At 42.8% G+C, this 26,222-nt stretch carries 13 protein-coding genes; 2 read left to right on the top strand and 11 right to left on the bottom strand.

Translation table 11 applies throughout. The features are described from left to right. Positions 1 to 221: 221 nt before the first annotated feature. The 4 genes from hrpB to HUW48_RS24870 all read right to left on the bottom strand — a co-directional run bounded on the left by hrpB (position 222) and on the right by HUW48_RS24870 (position 8,034). On the bottom strand, positions 222 to 2,768 hold the full coding sequence (gene hrpB / locus HUW48_RS24885) for an ATP-dependent helicase HrpB (RefSeq protein ID WP_182413499.1): 2,547 nt from the start codon (positions 2,766 to 2,768) through the stop codon (positions 222 to 224). 102 nt (positions 2,769 to 2,870) lie between these two features. After that, positions 2,871 to 4,982 (bottom strand): beta-N-acetylhexosaminidase, encoded by a 2,112-nt coding sequence (locus HUW48_RS24880; RefSeq protein ID WP_182413498.1) that lies wholly within the window; start codon positions 4,980 to 4,982, stop codon positions 2,871 to 2,873. A 192-nt stretch (positions 4,983 to 5,174) separates the two neighbouring features. After that, a complete protein-coding gene (locus HUW48_RS24875) occupies positions 5,175 to 6,584 on the bottom strand; it encodes an alkaline phosphatase PhoX (protein WP_182413497.1) in 1,410 nt (469 codons plus the stop codon). Between the two features lie 274 nt (positions 6,585 to 6,858). Beyond that, entirely contained in the window at positions 6,859 to 8,034 is a 1,176-nt protein-coding gene (locus tag HUW48_RS24870; protein ID WP_317173733.1) for a putative sensor domain DACNV-containing protein, read from the bottom strand. 398 nt (positions 8,035 to 8,432) lie between these two features. Between HUW48_RS24870 and HUW48_RS24865 the strand changes: the two genes are divergently transcribed. Then, on the top strand, positions 8,433 to 8,630 hold the full coding sequence (locus HUW48_RS24865) for a hypothetical protein (protein ID WP_182413496.1): 198 nt from the start codon (positions 8,433 to 8,435) through the stop codon (positions 8,628 to 8,630). Between the two features lie 138 nt (positions 8,631 to 8,768). Here the strand turns inward: HUW48_RS24865 and HUW48_RS24860 are convergent, their stop codons facing one another. From HUW48_RS24860 to HUW48_RS24840, 5 genes are all read right to left on the bottom strand, one after another. Further along, the gene (locus tag HUW48_RS24860) at positions 8,769 to 8,984 is read right to left on the bottom strand and encodes a VF530 family protein (protein ID WP_182413495.1); all 216 of its coding nucleotides are present in this window, start codon (positions 8,982 to 8,984) and stop codon (positions 8,769 to 8,771) included. 481 nt (positions 8,985 to 9,465) lie between these two features. After that, on the bottom strand, positions 9,466 to 9,903 hold the full coding sequence (locus HUW48_RS24855; RefSeq protein WP_182413494.1) for a CBS domain-containing protein: 438 nt from the start codon (positions 9,901 to 9,903) through the stop codon (positions 9,466 to 9,468). 139 nt (positions 9,904 to 10,042) lie between these two features. Further along, complete coding sequence (locus HUW48_RS24850) at positions 10,043 to 11,200, bottom strand: glycoside hydrolase family 18 protein (RefSeq protein ID WP_182413493.1); 1,158 nt, start codon at positions 11,198 to 11,200, stop codon at positions 10,043 to 10,045. Between the two features lie 116 nt (positions 11,201 to 11,316). Beyond that, a complete protein-coding gene (locus HUW48_RS24845) occupies positions 11,317 to 12,813 on the bottom strand; it encodes a peptide MFS transporter (RefSeq protein ID WP_182413492.1) in 1,497 nt (498 codons plus the stop codon). 420 nt (positions 12,814 to 13,233) lie between these two features. Further along, a complete protein-coding gene (locus tag HUW48_RS24840) occupies positions 13,234 to 14,592 on the bottom strand; it encodes a PQQ-dependent sugar dehydrogenase (RefSeq protein WP_182413491.1) in 1,359 nt (452 codons plus the stop codon). Positions 14,593 to 15,006: 414 nt separating this feature from the next. Here HUW48_RS24840 and HUW48_RS24835 point away from each other — a divergent pair, with 414 nt between their 5' ends. Beyond that, on the top strand, positions 15,007 to 16,566 hold the full coding sequence (locus tag HUW48_RS24835; protein WP_182413490.1) for a glycerol-3-phosphate dehydrogenase/oxidase: 1,560 nt from the start codon (positions 15,007 to 15,009) through the stop codon (positions 16,564 to 16,566). 178 nt (positions 16,567 to 16,744) lie between these two features. Here HUW48_RS24835 and HUW48_RS24830 read toward each other — a convergent pair whose 3' ends face one another. Next, entirely contained in the window at positions 16,745 to 21,178 is a 4,434-nt protein-coding gene (locus tag HUW48_RS24830) for a T9SS type A sorting domain-containing protein (protein ID WP_182413489.1), read from the bottom strand. A 365-nt stretch (positions 21,179 to 21,543) separates the two neighbouring features. Further along, positions 21,544 to 26,076: a T9SS type A sorting domain-containing protein gene (locus HUW48_RS24825; protein WP_182413488.1), complete on the bottom strand. Its 4,533-nt coding sequence runs from the start codon at positions 26,074 to 26,076 to the stop codon at positions 21,544 to 21,546. Positions 26,077 to 26,222: the final 146 nt, after the last annotated feature.

Raw genomic sequence — 26,222 nt, 5'->3', positions numbered from 1 at the left:
GCTATGCAGGTAATTAGCTTCCTCCCGAAGGACAAAATTAAGGGTGTTTCTTTACCTACAAACTACTTTAGCCATTTATTAAACCTAGTATTTTACAATAAGGTAAGCTAAGCTTGCAATTTCTTGAACTCAAAAAGTTTTGATAGATAAATAAACACACATTTTATATAAATATGCTCTAAAATCCGCGAATCCGTGTAATCCGCAAAAAGTCCTCGCTTCTAACCCGGTCGTTTCTTCGTTCCCCGGGTAGGTGGAGCCGAAAGTGGGTCATCGGGCCAATGGTGTTTGGGATAACGCCCACGTAAATCTTTACGAACCTCAAAATAGCCGGTGTTCCAAAAACTGCGTAAGTCGCGGGTTACCTGTACCGGGCGGGATGCCGGGGATAGCAAGTGCATCAGTAAAGGTATTTTTCCACCGCCGATCCTCGGAGTATCCAGCATACCAAAAACTTCCTGTAAGCGTACTGCTAAAACAGGTACCGATATATCAGAATAATCTACCGCAATGCGCGAGCTGCTGGGTACGGTTACATGCGTAGGTGCCAAACGGTCCACTTCCTGTCGCTGCTCCCAGGAAAGATCATTCAATACTAATTCATTAAAATCCAGCCGGGCTACTTGCTCCAGCGAACGTAAACCAACTAAATGCGGCCGCAGCCATTCACTAGCAGTAGAAGTTAAACTTTCATCAGAAACATTAGGCCAGCGTTCTGGCTCCAGTTGGTGCAGAAATGCCAGGCGTTGCCGAGTTCGTTGTGCCTCGTCAGACCAGGGAAGCCGGTCTAATCCTTTTTCCAGTAAGGCTTGTAGCAGGACATCCGCAACAAGTTCCGGGTCAGGTTTTGTTTGGTTAGATTCTTCCAGAATCAGGGCTCCCAATCGGGTAATTTGCCTAGCGATAATGCGGTTAGCAGTATCATCCCAACGTACTTCCTGTTTTTGCTCCAGTTGATAACTAAAATGCTGCAATATTTCCGCTTTAGAAATAGGTGCTGCCAACAATACCCGGGTTTGGTTAGTAGTTTCCAGTTGCGCTACGCCGTAAAATTCTGCCTCGGAAAATAACTCGGTGGCTAAAGCAGCACGCTGTCCGGTTACGAGTCGCACTCGCCCGGAGGTTTCCCGCTGTGCTAACCGGTCGGGGTAAGCTAAAGCTGTAAGTAAACCCACTGCATCTGGTTGAATTTGACTATCTGGTTCGTGGAGGCGCTGGCGTAAATGGCGGGCTTGTTCGCGGACGCGGCGTAAGGTATTTTCGTCGGTTATAAAACCGGGAGTAGGCGGGCGTTGCCCAGCCAGCAGTTCCAGCCGTAGGTGCAAATCGGGCAACAGATTGAGGCGGGTAGTTTCTACTGGTTTCAAAATATCGCGTTCGGCGAGTAAAGCAGCCAGAGCGCAGGCAGTAGAGCCAAAACCCAGTTCGTGCCCTTGCATTACCAAATGACCTAAGCGAGGCGCTAAGCCTAAAGCGGCTAAAGCTTTCCCGTGGCGGGTTGCTTTTCCGGTAGCATCCATGGCTTCGAGGCGCAGTAATAAATCGCGGGCCAGAGCTAAGGCTGCTGTGGGTGGAGTATCCAACCACTTTAAAGTGGTAATATCTTTTATCCCCCAAATGGCTAGTTCTAAAGCTAAACTACTTAGGTCGGCTTCGCAAATTTCCGGTACTTGGCGTTCTGGTAATTGCAACTGATCGGCCTGCGACCACAAGCGGTAACAGGTACCTGGTCCTAAACGGCCTGCCCTACCCCGGCGCTGATCTGCGGCGGCTCGCGATACCGGAATGGTAGCTAAAGTAGTAAGGCCAGTACGGGTGACAAATTTTGGTACCCGCGAGAAGCCGCTATCCACTACTATTTTAACTCCTTCAATGGTTAAACTGGTTTCGGCAATACTGGTAGCCAGTACCACTTTCCGGTAACCTTTAGCGGCTGGTTGAATGGCTGCCTGTTGTTGGGCCAAACTTAACTCGCCGTGTAATACATGCAACTGCGTGTTTGAGGGTAGTTTGTTTTCCAGATGTTGGGCGACTTGCCGCATTTCGCCTAAACCCGGTAAAAAGGCCAACACGTCTCCATCGGTATGCTGGGTTAGAGCCTGGCGAATAGTTTTAGGCATTAAATTCGTCAGTCGTTCTATTGGGCGGTTTCCGGCGGCAGCTACTTCCGCGGGTGAAATATAATGCGTTTCTACGGGGAACATGCGGCCCTCACTCCGGATAACTGGAGCTTCCAACCACTGACCTACAGTAGCAGCATCAAGGGTGGCACTCATTACCAATATGCGCAATTCGGGGCGTAATACTGTTTGGGCATCTAAGACTAAGGCTAATCCTAAGTCGGCTTGTAAACTTCGTTCGTGAAATTCGTCGAAAATAATAGCGGCAATGCCTTCCAGAGTAGGATCATCCTGTAACAAGCGGGTTAAAATGCCTTCGGTTACTACTTCTATTTGGGTTTTGTTAGAAACAGCCCGTTCCATCCGCACCCGGTAGCCCACTGTTTGGCCTACCGATTCACCTAATAATTCGGCCATGCGCTGAGCGGCAGCTTTGGCAGCTAACCGGCGCGGCTCCAGCATTATAATTTTGCCTTCATTGTGCCAGGAGACCGTTAGTAAAGCCAAAGGTACCAGAGTGGTTTTACCTGCCCCAGGTGGTGCTTCCAGAACAATGCGGGTAGAATCTTCTAAAGCTGCAAGCAGCCTGGGAAGCGCTTCTTTAACAGGTAAATTAGGTAAAGTATCGAATAAAGCAATAGATGACATTTACTCGTAAAGGTCGAAATTCTTTTTGATAAATCTACGTTGGGCAGGTTTACCTTAATTCTTTAATTGATGGAGTAAATAGTAGAACTTAAATAAAACAATTTACTGACTTTCAGCTGGGCGAGCGTCGTTCTTTGCTGGCGACCAATCGTTGATTGTTTTATTTATTTCCAGTTCGTAAACGTACATCCAATCGCTGTTGTTGGTGCCGTTAGCTAAATGATGGTGATGGTTTTCGTCGAGCTGGTAATCGTCTGGGTTTTCTAAGAAGCGGGTTTTCGAAAATACTTCCTCAAAATGTTTCCTTACTTCCGGGAAAGTAGCTACGTACTCTCTAATTTGTTGACCGGCGGCTTGTTTTTGTTTACCCGGTTTTACTTTATCGTACTGCGCTAGCAGCAACAATAACTTAGCCGGATAAATTTGTAACTCGTTGATTTGCTGCATAACCGCTAAATTATACTGATTTCGGATAGCAGCTTGTTCGGCTTTGGTTAGGGTTGTTTTAATTTGATCGTACCGGTTCACTTCTGCCTGAGCGCGGCTTATTTTATTTTGGTATTGCTTGCTCCAGGCACCTGGTTTTTTAGAATTGGGTAATTCAATCAAATCAATGTTAGTTGGATAGTTGTTGCGGTGGCCTTTATCCAGTAAAGCAGTTTCCCAAAATGTTAAAGCCTGTTCTAAGCTATTCTGAAATTCAAAATTTGCTGGGCGTAAAGCTGGGGCGTAAAACCGTTGGCGGTATAGAGCATTCACTTCTCCTACTGGTAAATCGGCTTTGTTCCAGCTAAATAAAGCGAAGTTGTACAGCCCCCGCCACACGGTTTCGTGGTGCGGCGAGCAATCGTCCCAAACGGTGCATAAAATACCGTCCATTTTCTTATCAGCGGCAATCCGGTTAAAATCTTTTATCGATTTAAAATTAGAATTTTCGCGCGGCAATAAAGGCCACATGGTTTGAGCCGCGGTGGCAGCCATTACTTTTAAATTGTGGGTTTTGTACCAGTCAATGGTTTTTTTATTACCGTAAATATCCGGTGTGTCGTAATTCCAGCGCATGTACACGCAATCTTTCGGGAACAAAGAAAGATTTTCGGTTAAACGTTGCTCGTTGGCCTGCCAGGTGCTATCTACTTTTTGCGGCGAAAGCTTGTCATTATAAGTAGTTTCGTACAAACCGGAAAGCTTAAAAAGCATATCGTCCCAAAAAATAGGAATACGGTTGTGCTGGCGGGCATACTCGCACACTTTGTTTAGCCAGTACATTTGCAGTTCCAAGGGCTTTTTACCGGATTTTTTGGCCAGTTCCGACATGCCCAGCTTACCAACTTCATCGCCGCCAATGTGCAGGTATTTACCGTACGGGGTAGCTGCCATGGCATCAGCATAAAGCGAGAACTGTACCTCGTAAGTAGCAGGGTTAAGAGGATCAAAAGCCCAGTCAGATGTTGGATCATCTCTTAACGGTTTGTATTGATCGTGCTTTAAAATAAACGAAGCGTGGCCTAAACCCTGCACCAAAGGACTTATTTCTATATTGCGGTCGCGGGCGTATCGGCTGATAGCGGCAAATTCTTCAATGGAAATGGCGTTGCTGGCTCCTACTTTGGGAGCTTTCCGGTAGCGTAATTTATCTTCGAACTCAACAATAACAGCATTTACTTTTACCTGAGCCAAACGGTCGATTAAGTTGTAATAATAATGCCCGGCATCTAAATGATGCTTTAAATCCAGGTGCACGGCCCGGTATGCCAGCTCAGGGTAATCGGTTATTTTACAAGCCGGAATCTTAATTTGCTGGTCACGGGCATCTTCCAGGAGTTGGTTCAGGGTTTGGCAGCCATAAAATAAACCTGCCTGGTCGCGGGCAGAAATATGTACCTGGTCGTTCTCTACCCGTAGAAAGTATCCTTCAGGAGAGGCAGGTACATCGTTATTAGATGAAATAGTTAGAATTAAGCTGTTTTTCCCCGCCGATGCACTAAGCGGCAGGTTTTCCAGCAACCCGGAAAGCACAGGTTTTTGCGCGCTACCATTTAAAAAAATATTCTTAACAGAAGTAGAAGCTAGTCCTTTACCAGATAAAATTTCAATTTTTTGCGGCTGCGGTAATAATTTAAAATTTTCCTTAAAATTGGCTAAATCTGTGGTTTGAGCCTTTACTTGATTAACGAAGGAAATACATAAAAACAGCAGGTATAAATATCTCATTCTGTACGGAATAAAGTGGTTGAAGAAAATATCTGCATTTTACAGCGAAGTGCTGCTAAATAGGTTATCTGTTACCAGCAAGCATTGTAAACTAACGGGAAAGATAAACGATAACGTAAAAGAATACTTAAGTGCCGGTATAAATATTTATAATCCCCACGCTTAGGTATTCTTTTATGCTAATGAATTTTATTAAACTCTTTCTTTCCAGGGACCGGTAATAGCTATGGTTAAACCCGGTGATTGAATATTTATGAACATAGTCCGACCCGAAGGTGAGAAAACCGGACCAGCAAATTCGGAGTTTGGAAAGCCTACGTTTTTCGCTAAAACATAAGTTTCACCTTTAGGCGTGATGCCAATAATGCGAGGGTTAGAAGTATCTTCACAAATAACTACGTCTCCCCAGGGCGAAATAGTCAGGTTATCGCATTTTTGAAAAATTTCGGTATTGTTAGGTTCCAGAAATAATTCCAGTTTACCCGGAGCTTCTTTTTCGCGGTATGTTCCTTCGTAAGGGCTGGGAACATACCTAAAAATCTGTCCTTTAGAAATTGCTCCGCCGGAGGTACACGCAAAGAAAAGTTCGTTTTTACCGTACCAAATGCCTTCGGTGTTGGCAAAACGGGCAGCTCCTTGTTTATAACCACGAATGCGGAGCGCACTTTCCTGTGCTTCTACATCGTCTAAATCCAGCCACTCTACGTCGTATTGTTTTTTAACTGGAAATTTAGTTGTGGTAAGATCAGGCCAATTACGGGTATCGGCGCTTTTCCATTCTTTTAATACTAAACATTGTAATTTACCTCCTTTTTGCAGTTCGCCGTAAGCGTTAGGTAAAAAGCGGTAGAAAATACTATCCCCACTGTCTTCGGTTTGGTACACAATGCCGGTATTGGGTTGCACGGCCACTGCTTCGTGCACAAAACGGCCCATGGCTTTAAGTGGTACCGGATCATTCAGCTTAACTTTATCGGAAGCTTTTACTTCAAAATTATACCCATGATCGTGTTCCAAGGCGCCCTCCAGTTCATTTTTTTTGAGTGGGGTTTCTTCGCAGGTAAGCCACGATTTCCAGGGGGTAATGCCGCCGGCGCAATTCCGGATGGTGCCAGTTAAGCTTAGGTATTCGAGTTCAACCTGTTGGTTTTGTTCGTTAAACACCATGGTAGTGGTACCGCCTAAACAAGTTTGTTCGCCTTTCCCGAAATCGTAAATTTTACTTTTATCAACCTTGCTCAGCAATGCTTTGTCTTCACCGTAGGGGCCTTTGTCGTAAGTGCCCGGCGATAGTTCATGATTCCGGATCAGGAGTACTTTATTGTTTTTTAAAGCGAAGGATCCCATACCATCGTGCGCTCCCGGCGACAACAAGCCATCGGCCATTGGATTACCTTTACGAGAAATAATTTTGCAGGAGAATCCTTTGGGCAAGCTCAACGGGCTACCAGTTTCGGTAATTAAAGGGCCATAACCCACTTGCATGGTTTGCTCCGGCTGAAAGGTAGCCATTGCCATACGGGCAGCTAAATTATTTAAGCCCACAAAGCCCAGGCTAACCAAGCCAGATGTTCTAATAAAATTGCGTCGGGATACTGTCATGGTAGTAAAACAGATAAATGGTTTTAAGTTGTAGTTTAACCGTTTTTATCTGAATTTTCAATTACTACCCGTAATTTAATAGAAACTTAATGCTGAATTGGTTTGCTATTACTGCCCACAGCAATCTCTTAGGATAGATTAAATTTACTAAAGAGACGAAATTAATTTAATCTATTTAATAAATATATATTTGGCTTAAGTTGCTGAAATTAAAACTGTTAGATGTAATAAAGCCTTGTGTCTACTATCCTGATACTTGTGCCTCTTTACTTAATTACAGCAGCAAGCTATCCACTCTATGCGCGTGAACCATTCCTTCGCAGGGTGACCAGGAAAAAATAGTAAATCGGCCATCTTGCGAAGCAACCAGAGCGTGGGCATCGCGTTGGTCGAACACGAACTGAGCCGCCGATAAATGGCGGGTGCCTCCGTTTTGAGCGGGATGAATAATCATGGGTTCCTGATCAATAATAGGTTCTGTTACTACAATTTGCTCTACCGAAGGTTTGCCTGGCGGCCGACGAATTTTGGCTCCAAAAGCCAGCAATTCGTACTTATCGTTAATAATAGTGGCGCCATCTACGGCGGTAAGGCCAGCTACTCCTTCTACGGCTAATCGCATATTAGCCTGCCAGTTACGGGAGCTTTGTTCTTCTGCTTCTTGCTGTATTACCGTTGCTAAACCATCATAAGCCGGCTGAACCGCATAAGAAATAGGGTGGATAATGGATTCGCGCCAAGCCTGGGTGCCGGCCGGAACTACCAACAAGGTACCACCCCGGCCATGCGCCCGCATAGAGGCCGCTAATTGTACCAGCACATCAACAGAGCCATTCCACGACGAAGGAGTAGTAAAACCTAGCAACGAAGTTAACATGGCTGGGCAATCTGGTAAACTAGCACTTTGTTCGTCTATAATTTTAACTTTATCGCCTTTAAGTACCGCTACGTTTACAAATTTACCAAAACCATCCAGGCCACGGTGTTTTATTACCAACAAGCCCGGTTCAATCACTTCCAGTACAAAACACATACTCGGAATAATACGCGTAGTTCCCCAAACGTATAAATCTTCGCCTTTGCCCCAAACGCCTAAATGAATGCCGGGCCGCTCTACTGCCGGGCCTAGTTTGGTAAGACTACTGGGAGTAAGCGCCAGACGTTGATCAAATATAAGCGGCTGTTCGGCTTGTTCCGGAGAAAGAAAAGCCAGGGAAATTTTAGGAGAATGACCTTCTTCGCGCCGGAGACTGGCCCAAAAAGCAACATCCACAATGGTAGCAATGGTTAAGGCCTCAGGGGGCGTTGCAAGCTCGTGTTCACCGTTTTGCTGGGTATTAGCAATGTGTTGGGCAAAGTGTTGTTCCACAGAGCCAGCTACCACCTGAGCGGCCTGGTATCGGGTTTCGTAATTCATGCTTTTGGCTTCGCCATTCTTCTTAATCAACACGTTGGTAGGCTGGTATAACTTATAAATAAATGCAGTAAGAGAATTCCGAAATTACTCCAGATTCTGTTTGGATGCAAACAAATAGAAAGGCAGAATGTTGCCGGGATTTATACTAGAGCAATCAGGAAAGCACTAGATTTTGCTAGTTCCCGAAGATAAAAGCAAGTTGCGGGAAGATTTTTTTTAAAATTTATCTACTGTTTAGTACAATTAGGTATATTATATATATAAATAAAATTTGTAAAATTTTTATTTTTTATAATTATTTATTATAATTGTTTTATATAAAGTGCTTATTAACTGAACAATACACAAAGCTGTAATGGCATATATTTATGCAGGAAAAAGCACGCCCAACCAAATATGAACTAATTAATCAGCCAATTAAAATTGCAATCATGGAAAAGCTTCAGGCAATGCTCCGACTAATGGAATCAGATGAGTTTTTGTTAATTACTCGAACGAAAGATCAGGATGGTATAACGTATAATCGCGATATGACGGATAGTCATGTGAAACGGTTTTGCCTGCAAGTGTACCGCCACATTAAAAACAGCCAGGAAACCTTGAACGCTTTTAAGAAATTGCTTTACTAAATAGTTTTGGGCTAATGTTCCATGTGAAACTTGGTTTCAAATTACCATTAAAACCAGAAGCCTTTATTTTAAAATTAGTAAATCAATTAGAACGGAAGTAACAGTAACCAGTACTTTACATTCCGTTCTAACTACTTCTCAACGCAACGTTTTTAAATAAAGGTCTTCTACTCTTTTGCGGGCCCAGGGCGTTTTCCGGAGAAAGGTTAAACTTGATTTTACGCTAGGATTATGGTTAAAACTATTTATATTAATTCTGGCGCCTAACTCTTCCCAACCGTAATAATTTACTAAATGAATCAAGATCATCTCGAGGGTTTTGCCGTGCAGCGGATTATTTTTCTGCTCTTCCATTTTTACTTTATTCCGGTATAATATGCCGTTACAATTAAATTTTAGTAATAAGTACTTGTAAGTTTTATTAGCAAGCAATAGTAACAACTTGCATAAGACACGTTTTACTTAAACGTAAATTTAACGTGAGTTCGATATAGGCATTTCATAACAAAAAAACATATCTGTAATAGCCAAAAGGATAAAACTGTAGAGTTTCCCGTCTATTCCTGTCATTCTGGAAGAATCTAACCAGCAAGTAACCGGTTAGATTCTTCCAGAATGACAGAATCAAAGAAGATTAACTTACTTTTTATGCGGGTGTTTCTTATCTCGAACTCACGTTAAATTTACCTGTTTAACGGAGTTCATTTGTTTTAACTTTATTTGCTGCGGGCAAATAAAAAAGGTGTAGTTTACACTACACCTATGCGCAAAATTTGGATGAATAGGGCCATATTCCTTTTGTGCTTACTGCCCAAACTAACCAGAAAATACTATCTTATTGTTGATTAGAGATATAACTTTGCAGGCTATCAATAATAAACTTTTGCTCTTCCATTAAATGCTTTACAATATCGCTCATCGAAATAATTCCTACTACTTTTTCATCTTCGTCTAACACGGGCAGGTAGCGAATTACTTTATCGGTCATCAGGTTCATGCATTCCTTTATGGTAGTAACGGGAGTTACCGTAACCGGATGATCGTTCATGATTTCTTTGATGAGCGTTTTTTTCGAAGCTTTTCCTTCCAGAATTACCTTGCGGGCGTAATCTCTTTCGGTAAAAATACCGATAAATTTCTCGCCTTCCATTACCAGCAAAGCGCCTACATTTTTTTTCATCATCATCTCTAAAGCATTGTAAACCGTAGAGTAAGATTCTATGGTAATAGTAGCATAACCCTTCTTTTGTAAAATATTTTTTACGTGGCTCATAATTGTCTCTTTTAGTTTAGCAGTTTAAAATTTGAAGCGGTTACTATTTTTGTTGGACAATATATTAAAAAAGCCGGTATAAAAAAGTGCCGGCTTAATTAAGTAATTAAAAAAGAAGAGTTTTGGTGGTAAAAACCTGTTATTTCAGGTGGCGGTTAACCTCGGTTAGTAAATATTCTTTCGGATCGGAGTTGTATTCCCAGAACATAACTCCCGCCAGTTTATTGTCGAGCACGAACTTACATTTATTCCGGATCGACCATTCGTCTTCGTAAGTAATAAATTTCTTTTCGGCAGCATTGTATAAATAAGGCGCTTTGGCTTTTTTGTCGCGGTATGCTTTATAGCCGTTCTTATTGATTAAGGTATCTTTTAACTTAGTATAGCCACCCCCTTCAGAAGGTTTAATTACTTTCTGGCCAATGCCTTTTCCTTTAGCTTCGGCCAGGTCATAGCCTTTGCCGTAAAAAGCCAGCCCAATAACCATTTTAGAAGTTGGTACTCCTAGCGCCGAATAATCTTTCACGGCTTTGGCGGCGAAGTCTTTGGTATCATATTTTTTAGAAGCATATAAATTACTGTGGTGGCCCGCTACTGGTCCGCCTGAATAATCGTAAGTCATTAAGTTTACATAATCCAGGTACTGCTGTGCTTTGCCCATTTCGGTGTGGTTAATAAAATCCATGAAAGTAGGAATAGCCGTAGTAAGCAAGTATTTTTTGCCGGTTTGGGCTTGTAACTTGTCTAGTTCCTGCCGAAGCGCAGCAAACATTAAAGTAAAATTTTGAGTGTCTTCGGGACGGTAAATATTGTCTTCTTCGCCTTTAATAGCTGGGTATTCCCAATCAATGTCTACTCCATCCAGTTGATTTTCCTGCATGATGCGCACGCAACTGGCGGCAAATGCCTGACGGGAGGTATCGGAAAGTACCGCATCCGAAAAGTTCTCGCTCCAGACCCAACCACCCAACGAAATTAAAATTTTAAGCTCCGGATTTTGCTTTTTCAACAAGTTTAGCTTCCGAAAATTAGTAGTGTCGGTGGCCAGATTCGTAAGAAAAGCCCGGTTGCCTTTTACATTTACGAAGGCATAATTAATGTGCGTTAACTTATTGGCGCTGATAGTTTCGGTATTAACCAAACCCCGAAAGCCACCCACGTACCCGATAATAACTGGTTTTGTGGTAACTGGTGCTGTTTGGGCCTGCCCTTGTGCGGAAATAGAAAAAATTAGTAGTAAAGAAAATAATAAACAGGTGTAGACCTGCTTTTTAAAAAGTGTAGTAAGTTTTAGCATAATGGAGTGTAGTAGTATTATATAAGCATTAAGATTAAGTAAAATTTTGAATTTAGCTTTATAAAATCTGAATATTCTTTTCGGAGTAAGGTAAGATATACACGTAATTTGTGAGGCTACCGTACATCGGCCATCCACTTACGAATAAGTGGGCTCAGGCACGTTAAAACCACCCCCGTACCTAACGACCAAAAACCAATTTTGCTTAAAATAGCGGCGTAATAGGGTAGCGATAGTACCGGATTATCTACTACGTTCTCCGGCACGCTCATTAAAGCCCCGATCTTACCCGCCAGAAATTCCCCAATTGCCGAAGCGAAAAAGAAAATTCCCATCATTAAAGCCACCATGCGGGTAGGAGCTAGTTTTGTAACCATACTCAAGCCAATAGGAGAAAGGCATAACTCGCCGCAGATAATAAGATAGTACCCGAGTACAAAAGCAGCTAGAGAAATTAAACCGGTAGCAGCGCCTAACTGACAGGCAGCATAAAATACGTAAAAACCTAAACCCACAAAAATAAAAGACAGCCCAAACTTTACGGGCGTGGAAGGCTCCAGTTTTTTCCGGTTAAGCACGGGCCAGAGCCAGGCAAAAAAGAAGCTGAGAATAATTACCCAGGCGGGTGGTAAAAAATTATTAACCGATAAGGCGGGTAAGTCTAAACCGGCTACGTGCATATCTACGTTGCGCATGGCAAATAAATTAAGCGAACCGGAATTTTGTTCGTAAAAAGCCCAGAATAAGGTCGAAAATACAATTAATACTAACGCTGCCAGTAATTTACTCCGGGCAGCTCCATTTAACTGAAAGGCAACAAATAATATGTAAACCAGCGATATAATTCCTAAACCGAACATGATATAATCCATTACTCCGTACCGGTTAAAAATGGCTACTACGGCGGGCACTACTAACAACGAACCCAGGTAAATGAATACTTCGGTAGATAAACCAGCAAAAATTGGTTTTTTGAGAGCGATAGGATCGGGTGGTAAGCCCCGGTGTTGCAACGATTTCTGGCCAATGTTAAATACAACTAATCCTAAAATCATGAAAATACCGGCTAAGCCAAAGCCATAATGCCAGTTTATACGTTGCCCTACGTAGCCGCACAGCAAGCCGCCTAATGCTGCCCCAATGTTAATGCCCATGTAAAAAATGGAAAAAGCGCTGTCTTTACGAGGGTCGTTGTCGGCGTATAAAGTACCTACTATGCTGGAAATATTGGGTTTGAAAAAGCCATTACCACAAATAATAAAAGCCATGCCGTAAAAGAAACTCCAGCTTTGCGGCACTGCCATAACAATATGCCCAATCGCCATTAAAATACCCCCGAATAAAATAGCTTTGCGGTAACCTAAAAACCGGTCGGCCATTAAGCCACCAAACAGCGGCATGGTATATACTAAAGCGGCGTACGAACCTAATATAGCATAACCCTTGGGTTCGGAAAATTTAAGTTGCGTTACCATGTACGCCAGCAACAAGGCTTTCATGCCATAAAAAGAAAACCGCTCCCACATTTCGGTAAAAAACAACAAATACAATTGTTTGGGATGACTAGTAGTAACAGGTGGGGCTTCGGCAATTGGCGTTTCCGTGAGGTCCATTAAAAAAGCAGGATTATAATTTTTGACATAAGCAGCTGTTAGAATAACGGAAAATACGAACTGGAATAGTATTCTCTTTAATTTTTTATAGCACTGATTTAGTAACTATAGCTTATCTGTGTTATTAAATTAGCAATGTGAATATAATTCAACATCCCGGTTTGTCTCCGGACACCATGATTATTCCACAAAATACAAAAAGATTGCTAACGCGAAATTCTTAAATAACAGATAATATCATTTATTCTGTTACAACTAGGTTCGGATAGAAGTAATCCGGGATTAATCTCCGAAAAAGGTACGTATCTTTCTAAATTCAGAGCCTATTTTGAATAAGGTTTGAGAGAAGGAACCTGTAAGGCGATGGGCGAATTTAATTATGAAAAAGCCTCCCAACTGGAGGCTTTTTCATAAAAAGAATTAAGATTTATTCGGGCGTACGTACCATAGTGTATTAGCCGCATCATCGGCCACTAGTAAGGCACCATCAGGTAAAACAGCTAATCCTACTGGGCGGCCGTACACTTCACTTTTATCGGCATTGGCAATAAAACCAGTTAAAAAGCTTTCGGGTTTACCAGCAGGTTTCCCTTCTTTAAAAGGCACAAAAACAACTTTATAACCCACAAATTTAGAGCGGTTCCAGGAACCATGTTGGCCCACAAATGCTCCGTTGTGGTATTTCTCCGGGAATAATTTCCCGTCGTAAAAAGCCAGGCCCAGGCTAGCTGTATGTGAGCCCAGGGGAACATCCGGAACCAACGTTTTCTTCACCATTTCCGGTTGTTGTTCTTTTTCCATGCGGGGGTCTGGGTGCGGTCCCCAGTAAGCAAATGGCCAGCCGTAGAATCCGCCGTCTTTCACACTGGTTAAATAATCGGGTACCAGGTCATCGCCCAAGTTATCGCGCTCATTTACTACGGTGTACAAAGTAGTGGTACCAGGAGCCCAATCCATACCTACCGGATTCCGTAAACCGCTGCCAAAAATACGTTCGCCGGAACCATTGGGGTTTATCTCCAGAATATTGGCCCGGCGCTGCTCGTTATCTAATCCATTTTCGGCTACGTTGCTGCCCGAACCTACCGAAATGTAAATTTTAGATCCATCGGCATTCGCGATAATGTTACGGGTCCAGTGGTTATTATAACCACCCGCTGGTAAATCCAGAATTTTTTCGCCTTTACCAGTTATCTGGTCCTGACCGGTTTTATAAGGGTATTTCCAAAGTGCATCGGTATTGGCTACGTAAAATGCATCGTTCAAAATTAACATTCCCAGAGGCTGATGCAGGTCTTCCAGAAAAGTTTTATGTACCTCTGGCTTGCCATCTTTATTGGTATCGCGGAATAAAGTAATGCGGTTGGCGCTGCCGCCAGTATTTACTTTTTTACTTTTGCCGGTTCCTACATTTTGCACTCTTTTAAAAATGCTTTCTTCGGTACTAGCTTCGGCCACTAAAATATCGCCATTGGGAGCCACGTAAATCCAGCGAGGGTTGCGCAGATTATCGGTAAATTTGGTTACCGTAAAACCAGCCGGTGCTGTAGGGGTTTTGCCGGCAGGCCAGCCAATTACTTTACTATTTTTAGCCGTGGGCGGGGTAGCAAAGGGTTTAGGCAGGGTATCGTTTTCAGAGGTTGTAGTCGTAGTTGCCGTACTATCTCCCGATTCGGTAGAGCCAGTAGTATTGGTAGTGTCGGAGTTTTGTTTTGAATTACAGGCGGTAAAACTAATAGCAAACAATAAACTACAAATGGCTAACAGGAATTTTCTCATAACATGCATTCTGGTTTAAATAAATAGTTATTTATATAAAATAGGTTCAGTAATAAATAGCAGCTTAGTATTTATTTTGTTTGAAATTACTTACGAATAAATAGGTATTTGGCTGAAATAAAATAGAAAAAGTATTCTGGTTACATTTTATTAAAATGCATTTCTATTTATAAAGCAGGCGAAACCAAGGCTTTTCATATAAAACAAAGTGCTTAATTATAAAGAAGATACTATTGCCAACTGTTTCTGTTTAAGAAGATGCATTTACTTTTTGTTTAAGAAGAGGAGGTTACTTTTATTCTTCTTACTACTCGTTAAATTATTTACTAATTAATTTCTTATCTCGCTAAATAGAAGCTTATTGCAGCATCAGAAGCAAAATTCTCAAGCCTCCTTTAATCAAAAAATCCAAAAATGGATAGAAATTCGGTTCTACAGATTATTCAAAGCGATATTACCTGGGATTTAATTATAATTGGGGGTGGGGCTACCGGCATTGGGGCAGCATTAGAGGCGGCTACCCGTGGTTACCAAACGCTCTTGCTGGAACAATCGGATTTTACCAAGTCAACTTCCAGTAAAAGTACCAAGCTGGTACACGGTGGCGTGCGTTACCTGGCGCAGGGCGATATAAAATTGGTACGCGAAGCGAGCGTTGAGCGGGGTTTACTCGTCCAAAATGCACCGCATCTGGTGAAAAATCAGGCTTTTATTATTCCGAGCTATAGCTGGTGGGAACGGCCTTGGTTTACGGTAGGTTTAAAATTATACGATTTATTAGCCGGAAAGCTTAGCCTAGGGCCATCAGTACCTATTTCTGCCCAGGAAACCATTGCTCATTTACCTACTATTAAAACGCACAAACTACGAGGCGGCGTTTTGTACCACGACGGGCAATTTGATGATTCGAGATTGGCCATTAATGTAGTACAAACCACTTTTGAGCAAGGTGGTTACGCGGTTAATTACATGGCCGTAACAAATTTACTAAAAGATGAGAATGGAAAATTAACTGCGGTACAAGCGTACGACGCCGAAAATAAGCAACCTTATACTATCCGGGGCAAAATGGTATTAAACGCTACCGGTGTTTTTACCGATCAAATCCTGAAAATGGATAATCCGGAAAATAAGACTTCCATCCGGCCCAGCCAAGGAGTACATTTAGTGCTGGATAAAGAATTTTTGCCCGGCGATTTCGCGCTTATGGTTCCTAAAACCGACGATGGCCGAGTTTTATTTTTGGTGCCCTGGCACGGGAAAGTAATAGTAGGCACTACCGATACGCCAGTAACGGAAGCTTCATTAGAGCCCCAAGCTCTGGAAAGTGAAATTGAGTTTATTTTAAGCACAGCAGGGCGGTTTCTAACCCGTTCGCCAAAGCGGGCGGATGTGCGCAGTGTATTTGCCGGTTTACGGCCCTTGGCTGCGGTAAACGGAAGCGCGCAAGGAACCAAAGAAGTATCGCGCAGTCATAAAATTATGGTAGCTCCTTCCGGTTTGGTTAGCATTTTAGGGGGCAAATGGACAACCTTCCGAAAAATGGCCGAAGAAGCCATAGACCAAATAGAAAGCGTAGCAAATTGGCCCCATAAACCTTCGGTTACCAGTCAATTAAAAATACATGGGGCAGCAAATCCTGATCCTGCTAATAGCTTAAGTAATTATGGCACTGATGCCGGGCATATTCAAGCCTTGATAGCTGAACAACCCGAATTAGGAGAATATTTAAGCCAAAAACTAGGAATATTAAAAGCGCAGGTAATTTGGGCGGTACGCAAAGAAATGGCTCGAAATGTAGAAGATGTGCTGGCACGCCGGGTAAGAGCTTTGTTGTTAGATGCCCGCGAAAGCATACGTTTAGCTCCGGCAACGGCTCGCTTGATGGCGCAGGAATTAGGTTATTCGGAGAAGTGGCAACAACAGCAAATAGAAGAATTTACGCAATTGGCGCAGCAGTATTTACTAAAATAATTTTTAGTTCAGCCTAACTTTTAAGAATTAGCAGGATACTGGTATTTCCTCTTATATTGCTCTGCCTGAATCGGGTTAGATATGGAGATATCCTAAATATGAAAAGTTATAATTAGCATAAAAACAAAGGCGGGATAGAAGTTTTTCTATTCCGCCTTTTTACTAAAATACTAGGCTTTCACTTTGTCAAAAGCAATTTCTGCTGCTGACGAGTAGTAGGGGTTTGCAGTTGCAAGAAATATAAACCTACTAACTTATTAGCAGCTTGCCATTCTACCTGGTAACTTTGATCTGCCTGCGCTTCTCCCTGAAACAATGTAGTTATATAATTACCCTGGTTGTCAAAAATCTTTACTGTAGCGGTTTGGTTTTTGGGAAAAGAAAAGCTTACCGTAAACTTTCCAGAGGACGGATTTGGATAAGCTTTTAAACTGAATTGTTCCATTGGCAATGGAATTTCTTCTACCACGGTAGCTTCTCTTTCAGCTTGAATAGAAGTACTTTCCGGAGCAACCTTCACCAGCCAGTAATCAGTGCCTCCTTGACTCGGCTGCGTTCTATCGCCACTTACTCCTGAATCAGACTTTCCGCCTAATAAGAAGCCTCCTTCCTGGGTCTGAATTACGGCTCTTAGTTCTTCCGCACCGCTGCCACCAAAGGTTTTGCTCCACTCATATTGCCCATCTTTATCTGCTTTCACCATCCAATAGTCACTTAAACCCTGGTTATCTTGCCGTTTGTTGCCACTCTTGTTGGAGAAAGACTTGCCTGCTAGCAAATACCCCCCATCCTGAGTAGGAATACTGGCTCGTAGCTCATCGTCTTTACTGCCCCCATAGCGCTTGTCCCACACCTTCTCTCCCGTGCTACTTACTTTCAAGAGCCAGTAGTCTAAGCCTCCCTGACTGTCTCTCGTCTTATCCAATCCTGCTGGTGAATCACTCTGCCCGGCTAGAAAGTACGTACTACCCGCTTTTCCTAATGAGTAGGCTTCATCCTCTCCTGTGCCGCCGTAGGTTTTATCCCAGAGTTGTTTACCTGCTTTATCTACGGCTACTAACCAGAAGTCACTCTTACCTCTACTCTCCTCACTCTTATTGCCACTCTTACCTGACCAGGAACTACCCCCTAACAAGAACCCGCCCTCTGCTGTTAGTACAATGCCACTTAGCTCTTCTACTTCTTTGCCACCATACCTTTTGTCCCAGAGCTTCTCTCCCGAACTACTTACTTTCACTAACCAGTAATCAGTCCCACCCTGATTAGCTTGCGTTTTATCTCCGCTCACCGGCGAGCTGCTGTACCCCGCCAATAGGTACTCTCCAGTACTTAGTTGCAATACTTTTTTGAGTTCATCGTAGCCACTGCCGCCATAATTCTTATCCCACTCTTTCGCACCGGCTTTATCAACCTTTATAATCCAATAATCTCTGCCCCCTCTACTCGCCTCAGTCTTGTCGCCACTCTTGCCCGATAAGGAACTACCCGCTAGTAAATAGCCACCATCTTTCGTTTGAATGATGCGGTTCAGATAATCATCACCACTGCCACCATAGCTTTTGTCCCACAACTTCTTACCATTCTGATCTGATTTTACAATCCAATAATCGTTTTTACCTTGGCTAGCTTGGCTTCTATCGCCGTTTACTCCCGAAGCCGAATAACCTCCACTTAAGTAACCGCCATCATTGGTCTTGATAATCGAAGTAAAACCTTCGTTCCTAGAGCCACCATAACGCATATTCCATTGGGCCGTAAGTGGTAGGTCTTCTTTTATTTTTACAATCCAGTAATCTCCTCTTTGACTCAAACTTCTATCAAAGCTAGGTTCGCTCTTATCGCCATTCGCTTCCGAGTAAGAGGTGCCCGCGAGTAAATAATTACCATCTTGAGTAACCAACAGAGTTGCTAAAAAATCCTCATCATAACCGCCTAAAGTCTTATCCCAAACTTTTACGCCTGTGGCATTTACCTTTACTACCCAATAGTCGCCATATAATTCACCGCCCCGAGACTCCTCACTTTTATCTGATCCAATTTTCGAAGTAGAAGTGCCACCCAACACATATCCGCCATCCGGAGTAGCTGTTATTTCAATTAATCTATCGTTACCTGGGCCACCTAAAGTTTTCTCCCATTCTTGGCTGCCATTAGCCTGTAATTTTACCAACCAGTAATCTGTGTCGGATCTATCATCCATTTTGGACGATGTAGTACCACTTAAAATAATTCCGTTATCGCTAGTTTGTTGCAACGATGAAATACTACCGCCACTTATAACTTTATCCCAAGCCTTAGTTCCATCAGTATTTAATTTCACCAACCAAGTACCCTTTTGGGCTTCGGTTTTATCGCCTGATTTTTCAGAATCAGAATATCCCACTATCAAGTATGCCCTGTCTTGAGTTACTATTAAGGACGTGAGATAATCTTCCTTACTGCCTCCCAGAGTTTTGTCCCAGAGCTTTTTACCGTTTGCATCTATTTTTACTACCCAATAATCACTACTTCCCCGGGGCGCCTCGGTCTTATCATCCTTTTTATATTCATACGTGTTGCCCCCCAGCAAATAACCCCCATCCGGCGTAGCAATTAAGCTATTAAGATTACCCGGTCCCCAGAAAGTTTTACTCCATTCTTTGGTGCCATCTGAGCTGGTTTTAACAATGTAGAACTTAGTATCTTCTAAGAAAAAGGCAGTATTAGAAGAACCACCGAACAAATATCCCCCATCCGCAGCGACTATCCCTTTAATTAATCGGGTATCATTATCCCCACCCAGGTCTTTTTCCCACTCCTTCTTTCCGTTATTATCTATTTTAGTGATGGAGAATCCCGGGTCATTCTGCAGCGATTTTCGGGAAATTCCGCCCAATAAATAACCACCATCTGAAGCAGGTAATAGCGTGGAAAGGCGATCACTATAAATTCCACCGAAGGTTTTATCCCATAGCTTGGTAACCGGACTAAGATTATCCACAATAATGGTTTGGGTAACATCCGCTGCAGGCTTATAATCATTATTACCCGCTTGCGAGATTTTAATTATAATCTTTCCGGCTCCGATAAGCGAGAGTACATTGCCTTTTAGAGTGGCCGGACCGGACACCACGTTAAAGGTAACGGGCAACCCGGAACTAGCCTTGGCGGTTAAGGTAAAAGGCGCATCCCCTACTTGCTTAAGAATAAGCGGAGTAGTGATGGTAATGGTTTGGGTTATTTTATTTGTGTCCTTAATCTTTATTAGCCAATAATCAGAATCTCCTTTACTATCTTGGCTTTTATAACCCCCTTTGTCCGAACGAGAATAACCGCCGAGCAGGTAACCTCTATCCGGCGTAGCTACCAGGCTAGAGAAAATATCGGCATTAAACTGTACTTCTCTGCCAAAAGTTTTATCCCACACTTTGGTGCCATCCTCTTTTATCTTGACAACGTAATAGTTGCTGCCACCCAATACGTAGCCTCCATCCGAAGCAGCGACCATGCTCTGGAGCGGATAATTATAAGTAGTTCCATATACCTTTTCCCAAACTTTCTCGCCGGTAGCTTTAAGTTTTACTACCCAGTACCCGTATGCCGATTTGCTTTTATCCACACTTCGGTTTGAGTTCGAGTAGCCCCCTACTAAATACCCCCCGTCCGGTGTTCGTAGCAGAGAGTAAGGCTCATCCTTTCTATCCCCACCTAAAGTTTTATCCCAGACTTTCTCCCCTTGTGCATCAATTTTTACTACCCAATAATCTCCTCGATTATTAATATCTTGCCCATCCCGGCTGGCTTCACTCTTGTTTCCTCTCTTACCTGAGGCGGAAAAACCACCTAGTAAATAACCGCCATCTGGGGTTTTTAATAAGGAAGTAAGATAATCATAGCTATCACCACCCAAGCTTTTATCCCAAATTTTCTTTCCTTGGCTATCTATTTTTATAATCCAGTAATCTTCCGCTCCTTTACTAGTTTGGCTTTTATCATACCCTTTCCCGGAATTGGAAAAGCCACCTATTAAAAAACCGCCGTCGGGAGTAGTTGCTAAAGAGGTAAGTTCCTCGTACGCATCTCCACCAAAGGTTTTGTCCCAGACTTTTTTCCCGTTATCATCTATCTTTACGAGCCAATAATCTGATGAATAATATCGAACCTGATTCGGGACTTCCTTACTACTCTCGCTTTTATCGCCACTAGCCGGCGAATCGGAAGAACCACCTAATAAATATCCGCCATCGGGGGCGGGTATAATGGCCCTAAGTTTATCATCCTGTTCTCCACCAAAGGTTTTGTCCCATTCTTTCGTACCATCCGGACTTAGTTTTACCACCCAAAAATCACTGGTATAACATCCAGAGCCATAACAATCTCCTTTATTACCTTGCGTTTTATCACCCGACTTGTTAGAATAGGAGAAGCCCCCCAGAATATAGCCTCCGTCTGGAGTGGCTATCATTGCTGAAAGTTTATCATCGCTGCTACCCCCGATAGTTTTATCCCATTCTTTGTTTTGAGCGAAAATTATAGTCTTGAAACCAAGAGATAGAAATAAGATTAAGCAGGGATTGCACCAGTTGAATAGCTGGCTCAATTGAGACAAGAAAAAATATAAAAGTATTTTCATTGGTTTTGAGATTAAGATTAGAAAGTGAGCATTGCGTTTACAAAACAAGTCAGGCTTTACTTTAAAAAAATCTACCAGTAGATAAGCTTAGGTCTGCTAGCCAAGTAGGGAGGTTAGTAAATATACGGAGCTACTTATTTATTTTCTACACCTTTAAGAATGAGTTTATTAAAAATTTCATGAAGATGTTCTTATAATTTAGAAGAACTGCAAACCATACTTTTTGCGAAAACAAGGGGAAGCAAGAATAAATAATCTTCGCTGAAATCAATTAGTAGACACTAGCTGCCAAAGCAATTGTTTTCCTGTAAACAAAAAGCTGGATAGAATATACCTTATCAGTCTTTTGTTTACAGGAAGCTGACTTACTTGGCTATTAGCAATTTCTGGTGCCACCGGAGAGTAGGGTTTTGCAGTTGCAAGAAAAATAATCCAGCCGCTTTGTTGTTTGCCTGCCATTCTACCTCATACTTCTGATTAGCTTTTGCTTCACCCTGGAACAAAGTAGTGATTTCTCTTCCTTGATTGTCGTATACTTTTAAGCTAGCATTCTGGGTTTGCGGTAGAGTAAAGCTTACCGTAAACTTTCCAGAGGACGGATTTGGATAAGCTTTTAAACTGAATTGTTCCATTGGCAATGGAATTTCTTCTACCAGGGTAGCTTCTCTTTCAGCTACAATAGATTTAGCTTCCGGAGCTACTTTCACCAGCCAGTAATCATATCCACCTTGGCTCGGTTGCGTTCTATCGCCACTTACTCCTGAGTAGGACTTACCGCCTAACAAGTACCCGCCTTCGCTGGTCTGAATCACGGCTCTTAGTTCTTCCGCACCGCTGCCGCCAAAGGTTTTGCTCCACTCATATTGCCCATCTTTATCGGCTTTCACCATCCAATAGTCACTTAAACCCTGGCTATCTTGCCGTTTGTTGCCACTCTGGTTGGAGAAAGACTTTCCGGCTAATAAGTACCCGCTATCCTGAGTAGGAATACTGGCACGCAGCTCATCATCTTTACTGCCACCATACCGCTTATCCCACACCTTTTCTCCCGTGCTACTTACTTTTAAGAGCCAGTAGTCTAAGCCTCCCTGACTATCTCTTGTCTTATCCCATCCGGCTGGAGAATCACTTTGCCCGGCTAGAAAGTAAGTATTACCGGCTTTGCCTAATGAGTACGCTTGGTCCTCACCTTTTCCTCCGTAAGTTCTATCCCAGAGTTGCTTACCTTCTTTATCTACGGCTACTAGCCAGAAATCACTCTTACCTCTACTAGCTCCTGTTTTGTTGCCGCTTTTATCAGACCAGGAACTACCCCCTAACAAGAAACCACCTTCCGCTGTTTGCACGATCCCTGCTAACTCTTCTTCTAAATTACCGCCATAGCGTTTATCCCACAGCTTCTCTCCGGTAGAACTCACCTTGACTAACCAGTAATCATTCTCACCCTGACTCGCCTGTGTTTTCTCCCCACTCACGGGGGAGTTGCTGTAACCGGCTAACAGGTATTCTCCAGTAGAGAGTTGGAGTACTTTTTTGAGTTCATCGTAGCCACTGCCGCCATAGCTCTTGTCCCACTCTTTCTTTCCTTGCTTATCTAGCTTGTCGATCCAATAATCCCTGCCTCCTCTGCTTGCTTCACTTTTATCGCCACCTTTTCCCGATAAGGAACTACCCGCCAGTAAATAACCACCATCTTTTGTCTGAATGATCCGGTTCAAGTAGTCATCTGCAGAACCTCCATAGCGTTTGTCCCATAGCTTCTTGCCGTTTGCATCTGATTTTACTATCCAGTAGTCGTTCTTACCCTGGCTCGCTTGAGTTCTATCGCCACTTACTCCTGAAGCGGAATAACCTCCACTTAAGTATCCACCATCACTCGTTTTAATTATAGTAGTAAAGCCTTCGTTGCCAGAACCACCGTAGCGCAGATCCCATTGCGCCGTTAAGGACAGATCTTCTTTTATCTTTATCAGCCAATAATCTTGGTTCATGCCCTGCATAGAATCTGGATCCCGGGAGAATTCTGTTTTGTCCCCATCAATGCCGGCGTTGGAAGTACCACTTAGCAAATAACTTCCATCAGTACTGACCTGTAAAGCCGTGAAATCATCCCTTCTGCTGGTACCAAAGTTCTCATCCCACATTTTCTTACCGGTATTATCTACCTTTACTATCCAATAATCACCATCCTGGCCAAACGAGTTCCCTCCCCGATATTGCCCACTTTTATCTTCCCCCACGCCCGAGGTAGAAGAACCTCCGAGTAAATAATTTCCATCTTCAGTAGGCACTATAGCTCTTAGGTAATCCTCTTGATTGCCGCCTATGGTTTTATCCCAAAGCTTTTTACCAATGGCATCTATTTTAATTACCCAATAGTCACCTTTGTAAGAGTTAGGAGAATCCCGGCTGGATTCACTCTTATCACTACTCTTATCCGAATAAGAAGTGCCTCCTAATAAATACCCTCCATTCGGAGAAGCCACTATTACCGAAAGGTCATCTCTATTATTTCCACCATAAGTTTTATCCCATTGCTTATTACCTGCAGCATCTATTTTTACTATCCAGTAGTCCGAAGGAACAGCCTGGTTTTCCCCAAAATCTCCCCGGTAAGTTTCACTTTTATCATTACTCTTATCTGAATTGGAAGAACCTCCGAGTACAAAACCTCCATCTGGGGTAGCTAACATAGCAGTAAGATTATCCCATTCATTCCCACCTAGGGTTTTATCCCAAATCTTATTGCCCTTACTATCAATTTTTATAATCCAATAGTCGCTACTACCTCGGCTCGGTTCACTTTTATCGCCGTAAATACCAGATTCACTATAACCGCCTAATAAATAGCCACCATCCTGGGTAGGCACCATGGTGCTAAAGACAGTAGTAGACCAATCACTTTTAAAATCCTTCTCCCATTCGGTGGTACCATTGCTATTTAGTTTAACTATTGAATAACCGGCTCCAACCCCAAAAGGAGGAGTTCCACCTAACAGGTATCCCCCATCCGAAGTTATTAATAGGCTTCCAAGCCAAAAATCAAAAGTGATGTTTATGTCTTGTATTTTGGTTCCTTCTTTATTTATCTTGGTTAGCCTAGAGGAATTGCCCATTATAAATCCTCCATCTGGGGTAGCTACCATTAGGTCGTTAAACTCTCCTGCTATAGTTCTATCCCAGACTTTGGTAACCGGAGTGGGTACATCCACAATAATGGTTTGGAAAACATCCGTGGCAGCGGCATACGTCGCGTTACCCGCCTGCGAGGCTTTTACCTTAATAGTGCCTAGATTTGTAAACGCAAGGATTTTGCCTTTGAGGGTGCCTGGTCCGGATACCAGGCTAAAGGTAACTGGCAACCCTGAGCTAGTTTTGGCCGAAAGGGTAATAGGCGCATCTCCTAAGGTTTTGGTGATTAGGGGAGTAGGGAAGGTAATAATTTGTTCTTTCTTCTTGGTAAGGGCTATTTTCACCACCCAGTAGTCATATTCTCCCCGGCTCTCTTCCGTCTTATCTCCGTCGACACCTAAACTGGAATTTCCCCCAACTAGAAAGCCGCCATCGCTGGTAGGTACCAGTGCCTTCAGTGAGGGTTCTTCACCTAAATTATGATTATTAACGCTGCCATAAGTTCTGTCCCATTCTTTGGTACCGTTTTCCTTTATCTTCACTATCCAATACCCTTTTTTGTCATCGCTCTTATCCCCTGCTTTTTTCCGGTTAGAAATACCGCTTAATAAGTATCCCCCATCCGGAGAAGTAATCATGGTTCTAAATTCATCTCTGAAACTGCCCCCATAAGTTTTATCCCACTGCTTTTTTCCTTGGGAATCTATTTTTATTATCCAATACCCGGCATAAGACGTACTCTTGTCTTCTTTCTTACCTGAGGGAGCATTAGTACCGACCAGGTAGCCGCCATCTGGGGTGTTTAGCAAGGCACTCACCTTATTGTACGCCCAATCAGATACGTCGCCGCCGTAGCTAAAAGTCTTATCCCATATTTTTTTGCCTTCAACATCCAGCTTAACCACCCAGTTGCCCAGCTTATTTTCACTCTTATCCCCACTCTTTTCGGAAATAGAATAACCACTGAGTAAATACCCTTTATCTGCTGTGACTAACAAAGAGGTTAAGCGGTCATCAAGTTTGCCGCCTATAGTTTTGTCCCAGACTTTTGTACCATCTGCTTTTATCTTTACTATCCAGTAATCGGAGGAGATATTCCCATGTTGATCTTTACCTCCTTTATTATCTTCTGATTTATCATCACTTTTATCTGATCCGGACGGACCTGCCAATAAATACCCTCCATCTGGTGCCGCTACCATCGCGTAGAGTTCATCATCGCCATCCCCACCATAGGTTTTATCCCATTCCTTTTTACCATTGGCATCTATCTTTACCAACCAGTAATCAGAATAATACGACTCTTTACTCTTGTTTGCTTCCGATTTATCCTCACTCTTACCCGAGGAAGAAAAACCACCTAACAGATAGCCCCCATCCGGTGTAGCTACTACTGCCTTAAGAAAATCATAATTTTCTCCGCCAAAGGTTTTCTCCCACATTTTTTTACCTTTATTGTCAGTTTTTACTATCCAATAATCCTGGTATCGGTTACCTTTTGGCCCCCGGCCAGTTTCACTCTTGTCCCCGCTCTTATTAGAATTGGAAGTACCGCCTAGTAAATAACCACCATCCGAAGTATTTACTACAGAAGTAAGAAAATCATAAGAATTACCGCCGAAGGTTTTATCCCAAGTCTTGATTTGAGCGAAACTTACTAGTGGGAGGCTTAGGTGTAGTAAAAAGATTAGCCAGATGCTGCGCTTGTGGAACGCTAATGTCCGGGTTAATTGAACCTTTAAGGAAAGATTTATAAGTATTTTCATTAGGATTGAAATTAAGATTTGAAAGGTAAGAAGTACGTTTGCGCATACATGACTTGGCCTTAATTGAAAGTTCGCCAGCCAGAGAGGAGGGTTAGTAAATATTAAAGAGAGGCTTACCTTTTCCTATTTTCACGAATGGTTTTATT

The organism is Adhaeribacter radiodurans (assembly GCF_014075995.1).
GTDB lineage: Bacteria > Bacteroidota > Bacteroidia > Cytophagales > Hymenobacteraceae > Adhaeribacter > Adhaeribacter radiodurans.
The sequence above is the reverse complement of the archived record's forward strand: the minus strand, read 5'-3'. Positions and strand labels throughout refer to the sequence as shown.